Below are 18,522 nucleotides of genomic sequence, written 5' to 3'. Positions count from 1 at the left end.
CGCGCCATCGGATCACCATTGGCGGGATCAGACCGGCAGTTTGCCGCCGAAGACCGCGTAGACCACCGACAGCATCGACTTGAGCACGTCGGCTGACACGTCCTGCCCCTCGCTCAACAGGATCCGTTGCGCCTCCTGCGCGCTCTTGGCGTCTGCGATCTTGTCGAACAGCGGACCGATCGCGGCGAGGCCTGCGAGGTCGACGCCGTCACCGCTGTCGTCGGATTCGGGCGCGGCCTGATCCTGCGGGTTCACGCCCTGCCCGGACTTGTCGTCCCCTGGTGCGGGGACCGGTGCGGTCGGGTTCGCGGGCCCGGCCTTGCCTTCGACGTACGACGTGATTCCGTCGGTGATCGCGACCGCATACTTCGCCGCACCCTGTGCAGACGACAGCGACTTGGCTTCGGCCGGGTTCGATAGGTTGCCCATTTCGAGGAACACGGCCGGGACGCGAGTGAGGTTGACACCCGCAATGTCCGAGCGTGTCTGGATCCCGTCGACGGCGCCCGCGTAGCCCGCGGGGGCGAAGCCCGCCTTGACCATCGCGTCGCGCATCGAGTTGGACGCCTTGCGACCTTCGCCCGCCTGCGCGGTGTCCGCCGCCTTATCGGGCAGCGGCAGCGTCGGCACGATCAGGTGGAACCCCTTCTTGCCGGCGTCGGCCGCTGTGCTCGTCGAGTCGGCGTGCAGGCTGACTGCGACTGCCGCGCCCGACCGACTCGCCGCCTCGGCGCGCTCGTCGACGCATCCACCCCATCCGGTGTCGTCCTTGCGGCTCAGCACCACTCGGGCTCCCTTGCCCTCGAGCGCGGCCTTCACAAGCTGAGAGACTTCCCAGTTGACGGTGTGCTCGGCTTTGCCGCTCACCGCGGTGGCTCCGGTGGTCTGGCAGTCCTTCTTGCCGCCCCGACCGTCCGGAACCTGCTTGCCGAGGTCGTGTCCGGCCGCCGATCCCTGGTGTCCCGGATCGAGGAAGATCGTCTTCCCGGCCAGTGCTTTCCCGGCCCTCGGCGAGGGGGCGGCGTCCGCGGACGGCACGTTGACCATCCCCAGACCGAGCGCTGCGGTCGCGGCCAGCGATGCCCCTGCGAGAACTCCACGACGTACACGGACACCATTCATCGGCGCTGCTCCCCTTCCAAACGACACATCAATCGTCACATTGATCACTTGCGTAACAGTGAACCAGTAGTCGAGGGTCGCTGTCGAACGGGAACCTTCCACGGCACCGAATCGTTAACCCGCTGTGACCCGACCGCCTGTAGAGTCTGGGCGTTCCAACGAGACGACTCGAAAGCCACGCATGTTCGCGAAACTCGGTGCGAGATACCACAATCTCCGGCACAACCATCGGTACGGCTTCGTCCTGCGCTATGTGACGATCGTCGTCGGCGTGCTCGTGACCGCCGTCGGCGTCGTCGCGATCCCGTACCCCGGCCCCGGCTGGGCGATGGTCTTCCTCGGCCTGCTGATCCTGTCGCAGGAACTCGAATGGGCGGCCCGGCTGCGGCGGTGGATCATGGACAAGCTCAACACGTTCTACCGTCGCTACATCGACGACAATCTCGTCGCACAGATTATTCTCGGTGTCGCGACCTGCGCGATCGTAATCGCCACCCTGTGGGTCACCGACGCGCTGGACCTCGTCGCCGGCTGGGTCGGCATCCACGCCGATTGGCTCGACTCACCGGTCTTCTGACAGTTCGGGTCAGTCGACGATGTACCGGGTGATGTGCAGGATTCCGTGCTCGTCCGTGGGATCGGGCGGTTCGACGAGCGCGGCGAGCGCGTGGTCGGCGGCGTCGACGTCCAGGCCCGCACCGATCACCACCAGGGATGTCCGGACCGGCCTGCCCGCCCATGCCTGAGTGGTCACGCGGACGATGCCGCCGACCGCCTGGATCACGTAGGCGTGGTCGCGATGCCCCGGCAGATCGATGTGAGCCTCTCCTTTGATCCGGTACGCACCGGCTGGCGGTCGTTCCAGGAAGCGCGCGAGTCTGCGCGGGTCGACGGCATCGGCCGTCGCCAGTGACGTGGACTGGAACGACGCGTGCAGGTGGGAACTGTGATCGTGGTCCGCCGGCTCGTCTGCCAACAGTTCGTCGAAGGTGAGCTGTCGGGCGCCGACGTCGGCGGCGCGCTCGGGCGCATCGTCGAACAGCATCGCCGGGTCGACCGCCGCCTCGCTGACCACGACAGTCGAGGCCGTCGGATTCAGTTCGGCGACAAGATCGCGCACCCCGGAGAGCACCGTCTCGTCGACGAGGTCCGCCTTGTTGCAGACCACGAGGTCGGCGACCCCGATGTGGTCGCGCACCGACGGGTGTTCGTCGACGGTCCGGGCGAGCGCGGACGAGTCGACGACGTAGACCAGTCCCCCGTACGATGCCGTCGCCCCGCACGCCGCCAGCACGAGCCTGATCAACGCGCTCGGCTCGGCGATCCCGCTCGCCTCGATCACGATCGCGTCGAGGCCCGCGGTCGGTGCCGACAACGCACCGACGGCCTCCTCGAGACCGTCCGCGTCGGTTGTGCAGCACATGCAGCCGTTCTCGAGCGTGACGGTGCCGCCAGCCACTCCGGAGACGAGCATCGCGTCGACGTTGATGGATCCGAAGTCGTTGACCAGAACACCGATTCGTCGTCCTCCCGCATTAGCGAGGACATTGTTGAGCAACGTGGTCTTACCGGCTCCTAAGAATCCCGCCAGCACGACAACTGGAATGTGTCGTTCACGCACCGGTCGGCACGCATTCTTCGCAGACCACCGCCAACTCGCGCCCCCGCCGGTCCGGGTGATTGACGACGCGCGACGTCGGCGCCTGGCATTCGGCGCATCGCCCGATGACCGCGGGGGCGCCGAAATCTATCGACATTCGCTTGTCGAAGACGTAGAGAGAGCCCTCCCACAGTCCGCGGTCTGCGAACCGCTCGCCGTACCGCACAATTCCCCCGTCCAGTTGATAGACGTCGGTGAATCCTCGATGCCGCATGATCGCAGTGAGGACTTCACAGCGGACGCCACCGGTGCAGTACGTCACGACCGGTTTGTGTTTGAGGTGGTCGAGTTCGCCACTTTCCAGAAGTGGAATGAAGTCGCGTGTGGTCTCCACGTCCGGCACGATCGCGCCTCGAAAACGTCCGATCTGCGCCTCGATCGCATTCCGGCCGTCGAGGAATGCGACGTCGCCGCCGCGTTCTTCGATCAACGCGTGGAGCTCATCCGGATTGAGGTGAGTGCCGCCTCCGATGATGCCGTTCTCGTCGACCTCGACCTCGTCGGGCGCGCCGAACGTGACTATCTCTGCGCGCACCTTCACCGTCAGTCGGGGAAAGTCGTCACCGACACCGTCCGACCATTTGATGTCCGCTCTGCGGAACGGCGTGTACTCGCGGGTGGCTCTCACGTACTGTTTCACTTCACGGATGTCGCCACCCACTGTGGCGTTTATCCCGTGGGATGACACGATGATCCTGCCGTGCAGGCCGAGGGACTCGCATACCCGGTGCTGCCAGAGGCGAACGGCCTCCGGATCGGGCAGCGGCGTGAACACATAGAACAGTACGATTTTGGGGGTCGCCACAGTGCAAGGGTACGGACCACGCGGCGGGGTCGCCGCCATAGCCCTGCTCGGGCTGCTCACGCTCAGCGGCTGTGGGCTACTCACTGATCAGGGAACCCCCGACCGGATCGTCATTCCCAGCACCGACGACCTCTCGACCGAGACCAAGCCGTCGACGCTGTCGGCGACCTCGACGACCGAGCGTTCGCATTCGAACGATGTCCCGTCCGAGTGGAGTTACGAAAGAGTCATCAAAAGCGCTCCGCGAGTGAGCAACTCTGAATATCAGATCGGCGCCTCCACCGCGGACGGAAGCCGAGAGGACGTTTCCGGATACCACTTCACTTCGGCCGACCGTGAAATCCGTTGCTCGACGGGCAACAACGGCGCGAATGCGTTGACGTGCGCCTCCGACGAGGTGAACGGTCCGGCGAACCCGCCTGCGAACGAGGATGCTGGCTGTTCCTGGGACCGGGATCTCGCAGTGCTGTCTGGTGACGGAGTATCCCGAGGCGCTTGCGATAACCGTTACTCTGTCTTGTTCCGATCGCGCAGCATCCCGTCCGGATCGACGATTTCCGTCGCCCGCTTCGCTTGTCTGTCGCAGGATTCGGGACTGTATTGCGTCGAGTCGGACTCCGGCTCAGGTTTTGCGTTGACCGACGACGGATTCTCTGAGATCAGAGCAGACGAAAGGGCTCCGGAATCGTTGACCGGAGTGGAATCGGAATCATCTTCTTCGACCTCTGCTTCTCGTGTGGTATCGACGCGCTGATCATGTGTACAGTAGGCGACGAAATACCCACAGATTTCTATTAAGGGGCGCCCCGTGGCAAAGAAGACCGTGATCAAGATCGTCGACGACATCGACGGCGCAGAGCTCGATGAATATGAAACCGTCCGCTGGAGCCTCGATGGCAAGAACTTCGAGTTCGACACATCGCCTGCGCACGCCGAAGAGTTCCGTAACCACGTGGCCACGTATGTCGCCGCGTCGCGGTCGGTCGGTCGCGCGACGCCTCGTCGTGGCGCAGGATCGGCGCGCCCGGCCGCGAACACACGCGTCATTCGCCAGTGGGCCAACGAGAACGGGCACCCGGTGAGCGACCGCGGTCGCATCCCCGCCGACGTCCTGGCCGCCTACGAGGCTGCCCACTGACTTCCCGCGGTTAACGATCGGGGCTCCGGACCACACGGTCCGGGGCCCCGATCGTTGTCATGGCACCCTTTGCTCAGGCCGGACTTTTCCCCAGCCCGGTTGTATCTATGGGCCGCGGTATTCGGCCGCGATACTCTGACCAACCATGACTGTCCTTCATAAGGCTCAGCGGCGGGTTCCCGCACTGCCCTCTCCTCGCAGGTGGTTGCCGCTGCTGATCGCGGTGCTCCTGATCGGTGCGCTCGCAGCGTGCGGTTCCTCGTCGTCGGACGAGACCGACGATGAGGGTCTGTGCGCCCCGCCCGGAGTCAACAGCGCGTCGGCGGCGCCGACGAACCTCGCGACGAGCGCCCAGGCGCCCGACAAGTTCACGACGCCGACCGTGACGCCGATCGACGAGATCGATACGTCCGACCTCGGCCTCATCAAGCCGGGCACGATCATCGTCGGCACCCTCGGCGACGCCCCGCCGAGCATCTGCGTCAACTCCAAGCAGCAGTACACGGGCATGGACAACGAGATGCTGCGCGCCATGGCCGACAAGCTCGGCTTGCAGGTCGAATTCGTCGGCACCGAGTTCTCCAGTCTGCTGGCCCAGGTCGCAGGCAAGCGGTTCGACGTCGGGTCGTCGTCGATCACGACCACCGACGAACGTCGCCAGACCGTCGGCTTCACCAACGGCTACGACTTCGGCTATTTCGCGCTCGCCGCGAAGGTCGACGGCGAGGTGCAGAGCTTCGACGACCTGAATGCGGGCACCCGCATCGGCGTCGTCCAGGGCACCGTGCAGGACGACTACGTCGCCAACACGCTGGGCCTGAACCCGGTCAAGTTCCCCGACTACGCGACCGCTTACGCGAATCTGCGGTCCGGGCAGATCGACGCGTGGGTCGCGCCCAGCCAGCAGGCCGAAGGCACCGTCCAGGCGTCCGACGGGATCGGGATCCTCGAGAACACGTTCAGCATCAACAACTTCACCGGCTGGGCCGTCAACAAGGGCAACCCGAAGCTGGCCGACGCGCTCAACAGCGCACTCGACGCGATCATCGCCGATGGCACCTGGTCGAGACTGTACGAGGACTGGGCGCCGCGTGAACTGCCGGCAGGTTGGAAGCCCGGTTCCAAAGCCGCACCGTCGCCGAAGCTCCCGGACTTCGCGAAGATCGCCGAAGCGAACGCGGCCGATCAGACGAAGACCGAGGCCGTCGCACCGAAGAGCACTCTGGAACAACTCGGCGACACCTTCTTCAGCGGCGAACAGTTCCGCAAGGCATTGCCCGAGCTGGTCACGACGGGTCTGCCGAACACGCTGAAGATCGCGATCACGTCCGGCGTCATCGGCACCGTCCTCGGCATGCTGCTCGCGGTCGCGGGAATTTCGCGCACCCGTTGGCTCCGCTGGCCGGCCCGCGTCTACACCGATGTCTTCCGTGGGCTGCCCGCCGTCGTCGTCATCCTGATGGTCGGGCTCGGCTTCGGCCCGGTGGTCAAGAACATCACCGGCGGCAATCCGTTCTGGCTCGGTTCCATCGCGCTGGGACTGCTCGCCGCCGCCTACATCGGCGAGATCTTCCGATCAGGCATCCAGAGTGTGGAGGACGGCCAGATGGAGGCCTCCCGCGCGCTGGGATTCTCGTATCGGTCGTCGATGTCACTCGTGGTGATCCCGCAGGGGGTCCGCCGCGTCCTGCCCGCACTGATGAACCAGTTCATCGTGCTGATCAAGGACTCGTCACTGATCTACTTCCTCGGTCTGACCGTGTCTGAGCGCGACCTGTTCGCAGTCGGCAAGGATTTCAACGCCGACAGCGGCAATCTGACACCGCTGCTCGCCGCAGGCCTGCTGTATCTGGTCCTGACCGTCCCGCTGACCCACCTGGTCAACTACATCGACAAGCGCCTGCGCACCGGAAAGGCCTGATCTCACCATGAGCACTCCTACCCCACCGGTCGCCCACCCTCTGGTCAGCAGCGATTCCGCGATCTCGTTGACCGGCACCGACCTGCACCTCTCGTTCGGTGACAATCATGTGCTGCGCGGCGTCGACATCCAGGTGGACGCAGGAACCACGACGACAGTCATCGGGCCATCCGGTTCGGGCAAGTCGACGTTGCTTCGCGTGCTGAACCGTCTCCACGAGCCGCAGCAGGGAGACATCCTCATCGATGGCCGCTCGGTCCTCGGCGACAACCCGGACGAACTCCGACGCCGAATCGGCATGGTCTTCCAGCAGTTCAATCTGTTCCCGCACAAGACTGTCGCACAGAACGTCGCTCTGGCGCCCCGCAAGCTGCGCGGCTTGAGCAAGGACGAGGCCCACCAGCTGGCGCTCACCCAGCTCGACGCCGTCGGACTCAAACACAAAGCCGACGTCCGGCCGTCCACGCTGTCGGGCGGTCAGCAGCAGCGTGTCGCGATCGCGCGGGCCTTGGCGATGAAACCCGAGATCATGTTCTTCGACGAGGCGACGAGCGCGCTCGACCCCGAACTCGTCAAGGGCGTCCTCGCCCTGATGGCCGAACTGTCGACGGAGGGTATGACGATGATCGTCGTGACCCACGAGATGGGGTATGCGCGCGACGTCGCCGACAACGTCGTCTTCATGGACGAAGGGTCGGTCGTCGAGACCGGCACCCCGGAGAAACTGTTCGAAGACGCCCAGAGCGGTCGGCTGCGCGCATTCCTGTCACAGGTGCTGTAGCGCCTCGGTGAACGCGCGCGAGGCATAGAACGGCGCGAGACGTCGTCGCAGTGCGGCCTCCAGGAAGCCCCGGCTGTTGATCTCGGCGATGACCGGCGGACCGAATCGGTGCGCTTCCTCGATGAGGTCGTCGTAGCCGATCCCGAGGTCGGCCAAGAGGTCCGCGAGCGCCGTGTCGCCGTAGGTGTCGAAGACCTCGTCGACGCCGTCGGCGAGGAGCCGAGCGAAGTAGTAGGTCTCGCGGAAGAGGCGCCAGAACTCGAAGACCAGGACGACGACGTCTTCCACGTCACCGGGTTCGACGAGCGAACCGAGTGCGCCGGCGCCCGGCGCGGCGGCAGCCCGCGACAGCTCGCGCATCGTGTCCGCGAGCAGCTCATCCGATTCGGATCTGTTGGCACGCAATACGAACGACGCTGCCCGACGGGTCACCGACTCCACCGCGCCGTCGACGTACCGGCGCAGGCTCTGCGGCAGGCGTGAGGAGTCGACGGACCGCTGGACGGCTTCGACGACGGTGTCGACGGTGTCGGGCGAGTCGAGCACTCGCTCCACCAGCCTGCGCGACAGGCCGAGCTGCGCGATGTCGTCGGTCAGGTCGTCGGCGTGCTTCCGACCGATCAGTTCGGCCAGGACGACGTCGTCGGTCGCGGAGTCGTGGTACAGCCGCGCCGCGACCCGACCGACGAGCTCGGGGATCGCGCCCTCCACCGGGAACGCGACCGCGTACTTGTGTGCGACGGCCTTGATGAGGTCCCGCGACACCGCTTCAGACAGGGTGATGTGCGCGGCGTCGTCGAGGACGTGAGTGATCTCCTCGTGCACCAGTGCGGCGAACTCCTCCGGATCGGTGAGCTGACCGCACATGAACTCGACGTGTGCGTCGAGCAGCCGGGCGGCCAGGTCGTCGTCGGCGACGGGGTTCTCAGCGGTCATGCCTGTGCACCCTACTCATCCGAGGAGTTCGCTCAACACGGTGACCACGCCGTGCTCGACGTTCGACGGCGCACGGAAGCGGGCGCGAGCGGCCACCTCGGGGTGCGCGTTGTCCATCGCGTAGGAGAGGTCCGCCGCGTCGAGCATCTCGAGATCGTTGAGGTAGTCGCCGAAGACGACGGTCCGCGCGGCGCTCACTCCGAAATGCTCTTGCAGCCGGCGGACGCCGACACCCTTGTGCACGCCGCGCCCAGTGATGTCGAGCCAGTGCGCGCCCGAGACCACGAGCGCGTGGTCGTCACCGAGGTGGGCGAGGACGCCGTTCGCGGTCGCCGCCGCGTCGTCGAAGTCGTAGACGGCGATCTTGACGACACCGTCGGTGTCGGCGGTCAGATCGTCGACCTGATGCAGCACCGCGCAATAGGTGGCGGCGTGGGCGGCGAAGTCGGGGTCGGCCGATTCGATGGACGCACCGTCCGCGCGGCACGCGATCGCACGGAGCCGAGCGCCGTCGTCGTTCGCGGCGCGAACCGCGCGGACCGCACGTCGCACGAAGTCGGGATCCATCGCGGCCGCATGCAGCAGTTCGCCCTCGCGGACGGCGACGGCCCCGTTCTCCGCGACGTACGACAGCGTTCCGGGGAACCGGTCGAACAGCCGAACCAGACTCTGGTACTGGCGGCCGCTGGCCGGAACGAAGGCGATGCCCCGCGCGGTCATCTCGTGCAGGAGCGGCCAGAACCCCTCGGGCACGAGCCCGTCGGCGTCGAGCAGCGTGCCGTCCATGTCGCAGACCACGAGTCCTATATCGGCGGCGGGTTCGGGCACGGCGCATGCACCTCTCATCGGCAGGACACCCGGGAGTCCGGGGATGGTCCGCCCAGTCTATTGCCGAACGCACAGTCGGTTGCCGACCGTCCCGGCGCCGACCGCTTTTTTGTTAATGATTTTCATTACCGATACTCTGGCGGCATGAAGGTTCGGAACTCGCTCAAGTCGCTCAAGAATCAGCCCGGCGCCCAGATCGTCCGACGACGCGGTCGCACATTCGTCATCAACAAGCAGAACCCCCGCTTCAAAGGCCGACAGGGCTGACCGCCGCGCCGACGCGCGAAACGATCGAAACGCTAGTTACGCGCACGCCCGATCGTCCGCAGACGACGCGACTGCGGAATCGGCGGGAGGGCCCGGACGGGGCGACAGAGAAGGCGACGATCACGGTCCTTACCGTGCTTCCTTCTGCATTGGGGCTTTCTTCTGCATCGGGGCTTCCTTCTGCATCGGGGCTTTCTTCTGCAGCGGGGCCTTCTTCTGCAGCGGGGCCTTCTTCCGTAGCGGGATGCGATCGCGGGCGACGAGCCATTTGGCCGCGGGTGTACGCAACAGCAGGTCGACGGCGATCAGCGAGAGCACCAGCACGACGATCACCAGGACCGTCGAGCGGGTGGCCGCCGACCTCGGGAACCACTCGTACAGGTCAGGAGTGAATCCGACGCGGTTGAGGATGTCGAGGATCAACGGATGGATGGCGAACACGCCGAACGCGCGGATCGTCGCGTACGAGACCGCCCGCGCCCCCACCTTTCGGCCGCCGACGCGGAGTGCGTCCCACCCCATCGCCACCAGCCACAGCAGGACGACGCCGCTGACCAGCCACAGCAGCAACGACGGGTTCCACGGCGTGGTCGCCTGCCACGGCACCTCGCCCGGCTCGGTCATCCACAGATAGACGGCAATGCTCGCCGCGGTACCGAGGGCGCACGCGCTCACGACCGAGACGACGTGGGCGCGTAACCAACTCTGCACCTGGTCGAGGTGCAGAGCGGTGAGCCCGCCGATCGCCACGAACAACGTGTACATCGGCAGCGTCTTCCACGCGTGCTCGTACACCTGGTCCCATGCGGAACCGCTGGGGCGAGGCAGCCACTGGTAGGTCACGAACGTCAAGATCTGAATCGCGGCCGCACCCGCCAACAACAGCCACGGGTGTCTGATCGTCCGCTCGAGGATCCACGAGATCACCGGAAAGAACAGGTAGATCTGCATGGAGATGAGCAGGAAGTAGAGCTGATACTTACCGGTGCCTGCGACGACCGACCAGCCGAGGTCCTCGAAGAACTGGCCGACTCCCGGGAACGGATCGTCGGCGATCAACAGGTGGTCGGACACGACGTACACGACCGTCCACACGAGATACGGGACGACGATCAGGCCGAATCGTCGCCGCCAGAACTGGACGGGGCTCATCGTCCGTCCGCGCATGCTGAGCACGAGGACGAACAGGGTGACCGCCACGAACCCGTAGCGGGTCACGTGCAGCAGGGTGCCGACGAGTTGCGCCGAACGCAGGACGTCCGGGCTGGTGTTGATGCCGCTGACGCTGTGTGCGATGACGACGCCCGCGAACAGCACGACGCGCACGAAGTCGGCGGTCAGCGCGCGGCCGCCCGTGCGGGGCGCAGGTTTCTCGGACGTCGGTTTCTCGGACGTCGCCGGTCCTGCGGTGCTCGATGGAGCAGACGGTGCGTCACCGACGACGGTCTGCCCTTCGCCGGTCCTCACACGCTCCGTCTCCTCGACGGTCTGCTCCACTCTCGACACCTCCGCGAGTCTTCGTTCACCCCACGACCCCGCCCCGCGCCGGAGTCTACGGACCGAACCTGGGAACGGCACACAGGAACTCCTCTGGCGCGTCGCGTGGAATACTCGCGGAATGGATGAGGACCGCCCGCAGGCGCCGATCGACGAGGTGATCGCGTTCGAGACCGCCACCCGCGATCTCGTCGGCGTCGCGTTGCGCAGCGTCGAACGACTCGACGTCTCGCTGTCCCAGTTCCGCCTGCTACTGGTCTTGCATGAGCACGGCCCGTCGAGTTCGGTCGCGTGCGCGCGAGCGCTCGGTGTCGTCGGTTCGTCGGTCACCCGGCTCGCTGATCGGCTGCATGCCTCCGGTCACCTCCTGCGCGGCGCGGATCCCGCCAACCGGAGCGCGGTGACCCTGCGGTTGACCGATGTCGGACGCCGGGTCGTCCAGGAGGTCACCGACCGTCGCAGGCGGGAGCTGTCCGAGGCCATCGGCAGCCTGGACCCGGCGGAGCGTGCAGCGTGCGCACGCGCGCTGCGGAGTCTGCACCGCTCGCTCGACGGCACGACGTCGGGCGACGAACTGCACCGCAACCTGCCGTTCTGACACCCCGGGCGGGGGCTTCGCCTAAGCGAATCGACCGAGTGAGACCTCTCGCACGGTTCGCCTGATTCATGTCTTGCGTTATGCAACACTTGCGTCTGGAATGCCTTCTGGCCGTGGCCGAAGACTCACGACCGGCCGTCCGACCCGACGATTGGAGACACCTCATGACCACCACCGCAGACGCCACCGTCAGCGAGATCCGAGGACCGCGCAAGCTGGGCCCTCTCACGCCGCTGGTCGGCGAATGGGAGGGAGATGTCGGCGTCGACCTCTCGTACCACAACGACGACGACGTCACCGACCGCACGTCGTACTTCGAAAAGGCGTCGTTCGCGCCGATCCCCATCCAGGAGAACGGCCAGCAGAAGCTGTGGGGTCTGAAGTACTCGATGACCGCGTGGCGGCACGGCGAGGAGGCGATGGACCCCTTCCACGACGAGTTCGGCTTCCTCCTCTGGGACAAGGCGAACGGTCAGGTGATGCGCAATGTCGTGTTCGGTCGCGGCATCGCGATCCTGGCGGGCAGCGACGCCGGATCGCACGACACCCAGTTGCACTTCAACGCCACGCCCGGCGACCCGTCATACGGCATTCTGCAGAACAAGTATCTGATGGAGCGCGCCGAGATCGAGGACTTCACGAGTTCGTTCACGATCATCGACGACGAGACGATCAGCTATACGTCCGATCTGGTCCTACGTTTAGCGGCGGCGGGCGTCACGATGCACCACACCGACGAGAACACGCTGCGCCGAGTGAAGCGATTCCACCCGAGCCAGGCCTGAGGGCACCTGGCTTCAGTCAGTGGACCCGTGGCTGGGCAGGACGCATACCGCGTCGATACCCAGCACCCGGTTGAGGCGGCCGAACGCCAACCACGAGCCCAGACACATCGACAGTTCGACGATCTCCCGGTCCGCGTAGGCGGCCCGCATCCGTGTCCAGAAATCGTCATCGAGTCCGTGGTGGTCGAGTGCGTACCGTTCGGCGTATTCGGCAGCCAGACGTGTGCGCTCGTCGAAAGCGTCGGTCACGCGCCACTGCTCGACCGCGGCGTCGAAGGTGTCCTCCACCTTCTGCCCGTCGCGTTCGGTACGCCAGTCCTGACAGAACAGACAGCCGTTGATCTGCGCGATGCGCAGTCGCGCCGCCTCGAACTCGCGGAGTCCGAGTGTGCTGTGTTCGTAGACGCTGGTCGCCAACGTCGCGGCGGCCGGACCGATGCCGGGAACGAGCTCGCCCCACACGTATCCGATGGGGTCTTTACCGTCGGGAATGTCGATGATCACGGTCAACTCCTGGAGTCGGTGTGGGAGGTCAGGGTTTCGGGGTGTCGGGGGTCAGGGCATCGGGGGTGGGGGCATCGGGGGGTCAGGGCATCGGGGGTGGGGTTCGGAGGTAGACGGAGGGTGTGAGCGGAACCTCGAGTCCGTCGTACAGTCCCGGTTCGGCGTCGCGAAGCCAGGGAATCGCGTTGACGATGCGGTCGGCCGCCGTCGCATTGCCACCCGCCGACCGGTTGCCGTCCTCGTCGGTCGCCTCGACGTTGATCTCGATGCGCGGACGGCCCTCGATGACGACGCGGTGTGCCCCGTCGCCGCCTGCCGGCGGGGCCGGCCAGTCGGGCGCGACATCGGCGACGATGCGGGTGACGTGCTCGATGACGATCAGCGCCCGGCCGTCGACGACGCCCTGCACCTCGAATCGCAACGCTCCCTGCATCCCCTCGCCGAAGTCGCCGAGGGCGGTGGTGACCTGTTCGGTCAACGGCTGTCGATCGACCACTTCGCGGATCTCGTCGAGTCGAACGCCGAGCGCCCGCGCGATGAGGCGGATCTGCCCGCCCCAGACCATCGTCGGCACCCCTGCCCCGACCATCGGGGGCTCGTAGTCCATCGGCTGCCCCATGCCGACGAGGTAGCGGACGGAGTCCTCGGCGTCGTAGGTGGAGTAGTCGAAGATCTCCTGACACCGAATCTGCTCGATACGCGCGCCGAGCCCACTGACGAGAACCGGAAGCAGATCGTTGCCCCACCCGGGGTCGATCCCGCTGACGAACAGTGCCGATCGGCCGGCGGCGCACGCCTGCTCGACGGGATCCCGCACTTCCGGTGGTGCGCTGTGATGGTCGTAGAGCGCGTACACCGAGGTGCTGACGACGACGGCGCCTGCGGCGAGCGCTCGAACGATGTCGGCGACCGCCTCGTCCGGCCGCAGTTCGCCCGACACCGCGTACACGAGCGCGCCGCCGCCGCCGAGGCTCGCGAGGGCTGCGTCGACGTCGCGGGTGGCGCGCACTCCGAGGTCGCCTGCGACACCGACGGGGAGGTCGGCGAGCCGCCCCGCGTCACATCCCACCTTCGACTCCGACGCGACGATCACGGCTGCGAGGGCGAGATCGGGATGCGCGTGGACGGCCCGGATCGCCGCTCGGCCGACGTTCCCCGTACCCCACACGACGACCGGGATCGGCGAGTGACACACGTTACAGTCCACCATGGTCTGAGCGTAGCCGCCAGTCACGCCGACGGGCGCGCGTTCTCCTCCTTTAGGGTGAGACACATGAGCGCCAGTGACGACGACGTCCGAGTCGGGACCCCCGAACGAGAACGCGCCATCGGCTTTCTCAACGACGCGTTCTCAACCGGATACCTCGACATCTCCGAGTTCGAGGAACGCTCGGGCATCGTCTACGGCGCGCGTACCCGCGGCGACCTGCGAGGAGTGGTCGCGGACCTCCCCAACGCCGCGATGTTGTTCCCCGACGCGCCGACCGCGACCGGCGTCCCTACGGCGCCGACTGCCCCGACCACGTTGAGCTCCGACTGGGAGACTGTGCGCCGCAAGGGTTCCTGGCAAGTCCCGCCGAGACTGATCCTCACCGGGTCGATGGGCACGTTCGACCTCGACTTCCGGCAAGCCGTGTTCACGACGCCGACAATCGAGATCGAGGTCCAGGTCTCGGCGACCAACGTCAAGCTGCGTCTGGGACCCGACCACGAGGTCCGCGCCGACGAGGTGGTGAAGTCCGGCTGGTCGAGCACGAAGGACAAGGCAGGCCCACCGGCCCGGCCGGGCGGCCCGATCGTCGTCGTACGCGGTTCGCTGGCGGCGGCGTCCGGGCTGATCATCAAGCGGTAGCGCGCTCTCCTCGGCAAGCCGGATCGACATTTCAGGCTGCCGCAGAATTACACATCTGTTATTAACGCTCCCAGGTTTCCCAACGCGTCACTGTGACGTACGGTGCAGAAGACGACTCGTGTTGCGAGGGGGACGAATGTTAAGGGAGTTCACGCCAGATGCGAGTTGATTCCGGTGCGCGATGGTTTGCGCGCGGTTGCGCGACGGGTGCAGTGGCCCTGGCCGCAACGCTCGCCGCCGGACCCGCGATCGCCGAACCGACCAAGGCCAACCCGGTCGCGTCGTTGATCAATCAGATCGCCGACGTCGACCAGACGTTGACGAACCTGTCGGACGCGGTCGCGACCAGACAGGGCGATGTGAACAAGGCGCTCGTCGACTTCCAGAACGCGGTGGCCGCCCGGCAGTTGGCGGTCGAAGCGAACAGCGGCGCGAAGTCGTCGCTGGCTAAGGTCGGCGGCGAGGTCGAACGCGCCCAACGCGACTTCGACGCATTCGTGCGGTCGGTCTACCGCGAAGGCGGCAGCCGGGGCGCCATGACGAAGTACGTGGCGTCCGACGACCCGGACAAGGTTCTCGAGCAGATGTCGGCCGTCGACCGGGTCACCAGCCAGCAGCAGCGAGTGATCCGCAAACTCCAGGTCGCACGCAACCAGCAGGCCAACCGGGTCGCCGCCACCGAGGTGACCAAGCGACAGACCGTCGCGACCGCTCGGGACGCGGAGTCGCGACGCGACGACGCCGTCGCCGCTTACCGCGCCGCCCAGGCGGCGATGCGCGATCAACAGACCAAGCGCACAGACCTCCTCGAGCAACGCGACTCGCTCGCGACCCGGCTCGCGAAACTGCGCGGCAAGCCCGCTGCCACCGCGCCGGAGCGCGGCGAGCAGCGGCAGCAGCCGGCCGTCCCCGGAGTGCCGAAGGAGGTGACCGACGGGCTCGGGCGCGCAGTCGACGCGATTCCCGCCAAGCCCGTCGAAGGCGACGATGCGCTGGCTCAGGCCGCGGAGGCGGCCGCGACACTGGCCACCGACACCGGACAGGCACTGCTCGCGAGTCTCGTCGGACAGCAGCAGATCCCGCACTCGAAACTCCTCGACGAGATCGGGATCGGCGGGACCAGCCCGTTCGAGCAGGGGGACAACAACACGTTCACCCGCCTCGGCAACGGGTCGTTGGGCTCGCTGTTCGGTGGACAGGGTGGCGCTCCCGGTGCGATCCGCCCCGGGCTGCGCGGGCCGCAGGCGATCGAGGTCGTCGTCAACCGGATGAAGTCTCAGCTGGGCGTCCCCTACTCGTGGGGCGGCGGCGACGCGAACGGACCGACGCTCGGGGTGCGCGACGGCGGCGTCGCCGACAGCTACGGCGACTACCAGAAGGTGGGTTTCGACTGCTCAGGCCTGATGGTCTACGGCTTCGCCGGGGTCGGCATCGACCTGCCGAAGTACTCGGGTTACCAATACACAGCGGGCCCACAGGTCCCGTTGTCGGAGGCCAAGCGCGGCGACATGATCTTCTACGGCCCCGGCGGCACCACGCACGTGGCCCTGGTCCTCGGCGACGGCACCATGCTCGAAGCCCCCTACTCGGGTTCGGCGGTCAAGATCTCCCCGATGCGCACCGCGGGCGCCGAGCCGATGGTCGTCCGCATGCTGTGAGTCTCGGCGACCCGGCCCGAGTCCACTCCCCGGTCATAGCTGGCTGACCCGTCCGGCCTCCACACGCCAACGTCGATCGACGTCGACGTTCGCGAGCATCCGTCGATCGTGCGTCACCAACAGGAGAGCGCCGTCGTACGACGCCAACGCCGACTCGAGCTGTTCGATGGCGGCCAAGTCGAGGTGGTTGGTCGGCTCGTCGAGCACCAGGACGTTGGTCCCCTGCGCCTGCAGCAGCGCGAGGGCTGCGCGTGTGCGCTCCCCCGGCGACAGATCGTCGACCGCGCGGTCGACGTGGTCGGCGCGCAGACCGAACTTGGCGAGCAGGGTGCGGACGTCGGCGGTCGTGAACTCCGGCACGAGTCGCTCGAACCGTTCGGCGAGCGGATCCGCGCCGGAGAACAGTCCGCGAGCCTGATCGATCTCCCCGATCGCCACGCTCGCACCGAGCTGCGCGGAGCCCTCGTCCGGGGCGATCTGCCCGAGGAGCATCCGCAGCAGCGTCGACTTCCCCGCACCGTTCGGTCCGGTGATCCCGATCCGCTCGCCCGCATCGACCTGCAGCGACACCGGCCCCAGAACGAAGTCGCCCTGACGCACCACCGCCTCGTTGAGGGTCGACACCACCGAGCTCGATCGCGGCGCCGACCCGATCGTGAACTCGAGCACCCACTCCTTGCGTGGTTCGACGACCTCCTCCAGTCGGGCGATGCGACTCTCCATCTGACGCACCTTCTGCGCCTGCTTCTCGCTCGACTCGGACGCCGCCCGGCGACGGACCTTGTCGTTGTCGGGGTTCTTGCGCATCGCGTTGCGCACCCCCTGGCTCGACCATTCGCGTTGCGTGCGGGCACGAGCGACGAGGTCGGCTTTACGGTCGGCGTACTCTTCGTACTCGTCGCGCCGATGCTTGCGGGCGACTGCGCGCTCGTGAAGATAGCTGTCGTAACCGCCACCGAAGGCCGTGTTCGTATGCTGCGCGAGATCCAACTCGAGGACACGGGTCACACTGCGCGCCAAGAACTCTCGATCATGACTGACGAGCACCACGCCGCCGCGCATCCCGCTGACGATGTCTTCGAGGCGGTCGAGCCCGTCGAGGTCGAGGTCGTTCGTCGGCTCGTCGAGCAGGACGACGTCGAACCGCGAGCACAGCAGCGCGGCCAGACCGACGCGCGCCGCCTGGCCGCCGGACAGCCCGGTCATCAACGCCGATTCCGGCGCCACGGCACCGGGGACGAACCCGAGGCCGGCGAGCACCTCCGGCAGCCGCTCGTCGAGGTCGGCCGCCCCGGTCGCCAACCAGTGGTCCAGTGCCGCTGCGTACACGTCGTTCGGATCTTCGGGGCCAGCCGCATCCGGCTCGGCCAGCGCCGCGGCCGCATCGTCCATCGCCCGCGCCGCCGCCGCGCACCCGGTCCGGCGGGCGACGTACTGTCCGACGGTCTCCCCCGGCACTCGCTCGTGTTCCTGCGGAAGCCAGCCGACGAACGCGTCCGACGGCGACCGCGACACCGTGCCTGCCAGCGGTGCCAGCTCGCCGGCCAGGATGCGCAGCAACGTCGACTTCCCCGCGCCGTTCGCGCCGACGACGCCGACCACGTCGCCCGGCGCGACGGTCAAGTCCAGGTGATCGAACAGGACGCGGTGCGCGTACCCGCCGGAGACGTCCTTCGCGACGAACGTTGCGGTCATGCACATATGGTTGCACTCGTGCCCCCACGTCCTCGCGCCGCCCGCTATGCCCGACGCCGCAAGACCCGGATGGCCGCCCGCACACACGACCTCACCGACGAGCAGTGGATGTCGCTGCAGGACGCGTGGGGCGGGTGCGCCTACTGCGCGGCGCCCGGTCCCGGCCTGCAGAAGGACTGCATGCAACCCATCTCGCGCGGCGGCCGGTACACGCTTGAGAACGTCGTCCCCGCATGTCGGTCGTGCAACGCGAGCAAATGCAACACCGAACTGACGACGTGGATGCGGCGCAAGAAGCACAACGAACGCCTGTTCCTCGAACGACACGTGTTGATCGTGCGGGAGCTCACTGGTGCTCGTCGGTCTCCCGAGAGTCCGTGAGCGTGGACGCTCCCCACAGCGCGATCACGCCGACGACAACGGCGAGGACCGCGTAGGCGATCCGCTCGCCGTGGAAGAACGACTCGACGAGGTC

Annotated in this window: 20 protein-coding genes; 11 read left to right on the top strand and 9 right to left on the bottom strand. The window is 66.8% G+C overall.

The features are described from left to right. Positions 1 to 27: 27 nt before the first annotated feature. Positions 28 to 1,122 carry an N-acetylmuramoyl-L-alanine amidase gene (locus L5G28_RS08155; protein ID WP_237001081.1) on the bottom strand — a complete coding sequence of 365 codons (1,095 nt, stop codon included), beginning with the start codon at positions 1,120 to 1,122 and terminating at the stop codon, positions 28 to 30. 181 nt (positions 1,123 to 1,303) lie between these two features. On the opposite strand from L5G28_RS08155, the gene L5G28_RS08150 reads away from it, so the two are divergent. After that, positions 1,304 to 1,699 carry a TIGR02611 family protein gene (locus L5G28_RS08150; RefSeq protein ID WP_237001080.1) on the top strand — a complete coding sequence of 132 codons (396 nt, stop codon included), beginning with the start codon at positions 1,304 to 1,306 and terminating at the stop codon, positions 1,697 to 1,699. A gap of 9 nt (positions 1,700 to 1,708) precedes the next feature. Here L5G28_RS08150 and L5G28_RS08145 read toward each other — a convergent pair whose 3' ends face one another. Together L5G28_RS08145 and trhO are read right to left on the bottom strand one after the other, a co-directional pair. Further along, the gene (locus tag L5G28_RS08145; protein WP_237001079.1) at positions 1,709 to 2,716 is read right to left on the bottom strand and encodes a CobW family GTP-binding protein; all 1,008 of its coding nucleotides are present in this window, start codon (positions 2,714 to 2,716) and stop codon (positions 1,709 to 1,711) included. A gap of 19 nt (positions 2,717 to 2,735) precedes the next feature. After that, positions 2,736 to 3,587 carry an oxygen-dependent tRNA uridine(34) hydroxylase TrhO gene (gene trhO / locus L5G28_RS08140; protein ID WP_237001078.1) on the bottom strand — a complete coding sequence of 284 codons (852 nt, stop codon included), beginning with the start codon at positions 3,585 to 3,587 and terminating at the stop codon, positions 2,736 to 2,738. Between the two features lies 1 nt (position 3,588). On the opposite strand from trhO, the gene L5G28_RS08135 reads away from it, so the two are divergent. The 4 genes from L5G28_RS08135 to L5G28_RS08120 all read left to right on the top strand — a co-directional run bounded on the left by L5G28_RS08135 (position 3,589) and on the right by L5G28_RS08120 (position 7,427). Beyond that, a complete protein-coding gene (locus tag L5G28_RS08135) occupies positions 3,589 to 4,341 on the top strand; it encodes a hypothetical protein (RefSeq protein ID WP_237001077.1) in 753 nt (250 codons plus the stop codon). Between the two features lie 54 nt (positions 4,342 to 4,395). Next, positions 4,396 to 4,725, top strand: a complete 330-nt coding sequence (locus L5G28_RS08130; protein WP_236999361.1) for a histone-like nucleoid-structuring protein Lsr2 — start codon at positions 4,396 to 4,398, stop codon at positions 4,723 to 4,725. Between the two features lie 145 nt (positions 4,726 to 4,870). After that, on the top strand, positions 4,871 to 6,646 hold the full coding sequence (locus L5G28_RS08125; protein WP_237001076.1) for an ABC transporter substrate-binding protein/permease: 1,776 nt from the start codon (positions 4,871 to 4,873) through the stop codon (positions 6,644 to 6,646). Between the two features lie 7 nt (positions 6,647 to 6,653). Next, positions 6,654 to 7,427, top strand: coding sequence for an amino acid ABC transporter ATP-binding protein (locus tag L5G28_RS08120; protein WP_237001075.1), 774 nt, complete (start codon positions 6,654 to 6,656; stop codon positions 7,425 to 7,427). Here the strand turns inward: L5G28_RS08120 and L5G28_RS08115 are convergent. Then, positions 7,413 to 8,363: a hypothetical protein gene (locus L5G28_RS08115; RefSeq protein ID WP_237001074.1), complete on the bottom strand. Its 951-nt coding sequence runs from the start codon at positions 8,361 to 8,363 to the stop codon at positions 7,413 to 7,415. The two genes, L5G28_RS08120 and L5G28_RS08115, sit on opposite strands and share 15 nt — an antisense overlap. Before the next feature lie 15 nt (positions 8,364 to 8,378). After that, entirely contained in the window at positions 8,379 to 9,191 is an 813-nt protein-coding gene (locus tag L5G28_RS08110) for a Cof-type HAD-IIB family hydrolase (protein ID WP_237001073.1), read from the bottom strand. Between the two features lie 144 nt (positions 9,192 to 9,335). On the opposite strand from L5G28_RS08110, the gene ykgO reads away from it, so the two are divergent. After that, complete coding sequence (ykgO, locus tag L5G28_RS08105) at positions 9,336 to 9,458, top strand: type B 50S ribosomal protein L36 (protein ID WP_237001072.1); 123 nt, start codon at positions 9,336 to 9,338, stop codon at positions 9,456 to 9,458. Positions 9,459 to 9,587: 129 nt separating this feature from the next. Here the strand turns inward: ykgO and L5G28_RS08100 are convergent, their stop codons facing one another. After that, positions 9,588 to 10,955 (bottom strand): acyltransferase, encoded by a 1,368-nt coding sequence (locus tag L5G28_RS08100; protein WP_237001071.1) that lies wholly within the window; start codon positions 10,953 to 10,955, stop codon positions 9,588 to 9,590. A 121-nt stretch (positions 10,956 to 11,076) separates the two neighbouring features. On the opposite strand from L5G28_RS08100, the gene L5G28_RS08095 reads away from it, so the two are divergent. Together L5G28_RS08095 and L5G28_RS08090 are read left to right on the top strand one after the other, a co-directional pair. Continuing rightward, positions 11,077 to 11,553, top strand: a complete 477-nt coding sequence (locus tag L5G28_RS08095) for a MarR family winged helix-turn-helix transcriptional regulator (RefSeq protein ID WP_237001070.1) — start codon at positions 11,077 to 11,079, stop codon at positions 11,551 to 11,553. Between the two features lie 164 nt (positions 11,554 to 11,717). Then, a complete protein-coding gene (locus tag L5G28_RS08090) occupies positions 11,718 to 12,338 on the top strand; it encodes a heme-binding beta-barrel domain-containing protein (RefSeq protein WP_237001069.1) in 621 nt (206 codons plus the stop codon). A 12-nt stretch (positions 12,339 to 12,350) separates the two neighbouring features. On the opposite strand, the gene L5G28_RS08085 is transcribed toward L5G28_RS08090, so the two are convergent. Together L5G28_RS08085 and L5G28_RS08080 are read right to left on the bottom strand one after the other, a co-directional pair. Beyond that, a complete protein-coding gene (locus L5G28_RS08085) occupies positions 12,351 to 12,842 on the bottom strand; it encodes a carboxymuconolactone decarboxylase family protein (RefSeq protein ID WP_237001068.1) in 492 nt (163 codons plus the stop codon). Between the two features lie 82 nt (positions 12,843 to 12,924). Further along, entirely contained in the window at positions 12,925 to 14,052 is a 1,128-nt protein-coding gene (locus L5G28_RS08080) for an NAD(P)H-dependent amine dehydrogenase family protein (protein ID WP_237001067.1), read from the bottom strand. A gap of 63 nt (positions 14,053 to 14,115) precedes the next feature. On the opposite strand from L5G28_RS08080, the gene L5G28_RS08075 reads away from it, so the two are divergent. Continuing rightward, positions 14,116 to 14,694: a DUF1707 SHOCT-like domain-containing protein gene (locus L5G28_RS08075; protein ID WP_237001066.1), complete on the top strand. Its 579-nt coding sequence runs from the start codon at positions 14,116 to 14,118 to the stop codon at positions 14,692 to 14,694. A 158-nt stretch (positions 14,695 to 14,852) separates the two neighbouring features. After that, the gene (locus tag L5G28_RS08070) at positions 14,853 to 16,352 is read left to right on the top strand and encodes an NlpC/P60 family protein (RefSeq protein WP_237001065.1); all 1,500 of its coding nucleotides are present in this window, start codon (positions 14,853 to 14,855) and stop codon (positions 16,350 to 16,352) included. A gap of 33 nt (positions 16,353 to 16,385) precedes the next feature. Here L5G28_RS08070 and L5G28_RS08065 read toward each other — a convergent pair whose 3' ends face one another. Continuing rightward, complete coding sequence (locus L5G28_RS08065) at positions 16,386 to 18,047, bottom strand: ABC-F family ATP-binding cassette domain-containing protein (RefSeq protein WP_237001064.1); 1,662 nt, start codon at positions 18,045 to 18,047, stop codon at positions 16,386 to 16,388. 6 nt (positions 18,048 to 18,053) lie between these two features. Here L5G28_RS08065 and L5G28_RS08060 point away from each other — a divergent pair, with 6 nt between their 5' ends. Continuing rightward, positions 18,054 to 18,428 carry an HNH endonuclease gene (locus L5G28_RS08060; protein WP_236999378.1) on the top strand — a complete coding sequence of 125 codons (375 nt, stop codon included), beginning with the start codon at positions 18,054 to 18,056 and terminating at the stop codon, positions 18,426 to 18,428. Positions 18,429 to 18,522: the final 94 nt, after the last annotated feature.

The sequence above is a fragment of the Gordonia liuliyuniae genome (genome assembly GCF_021739025.1).
GTDB classification, from domain to species: Bacteria; Actinomycetota; Actinomycetes; order Mycobacteriales; family Mycobacteriaceae; genus Gordonia; species Gordonia liuliyuniae.
This window is presented reverse-complemented; position numbering and strand designations above follow the sequence as displayed.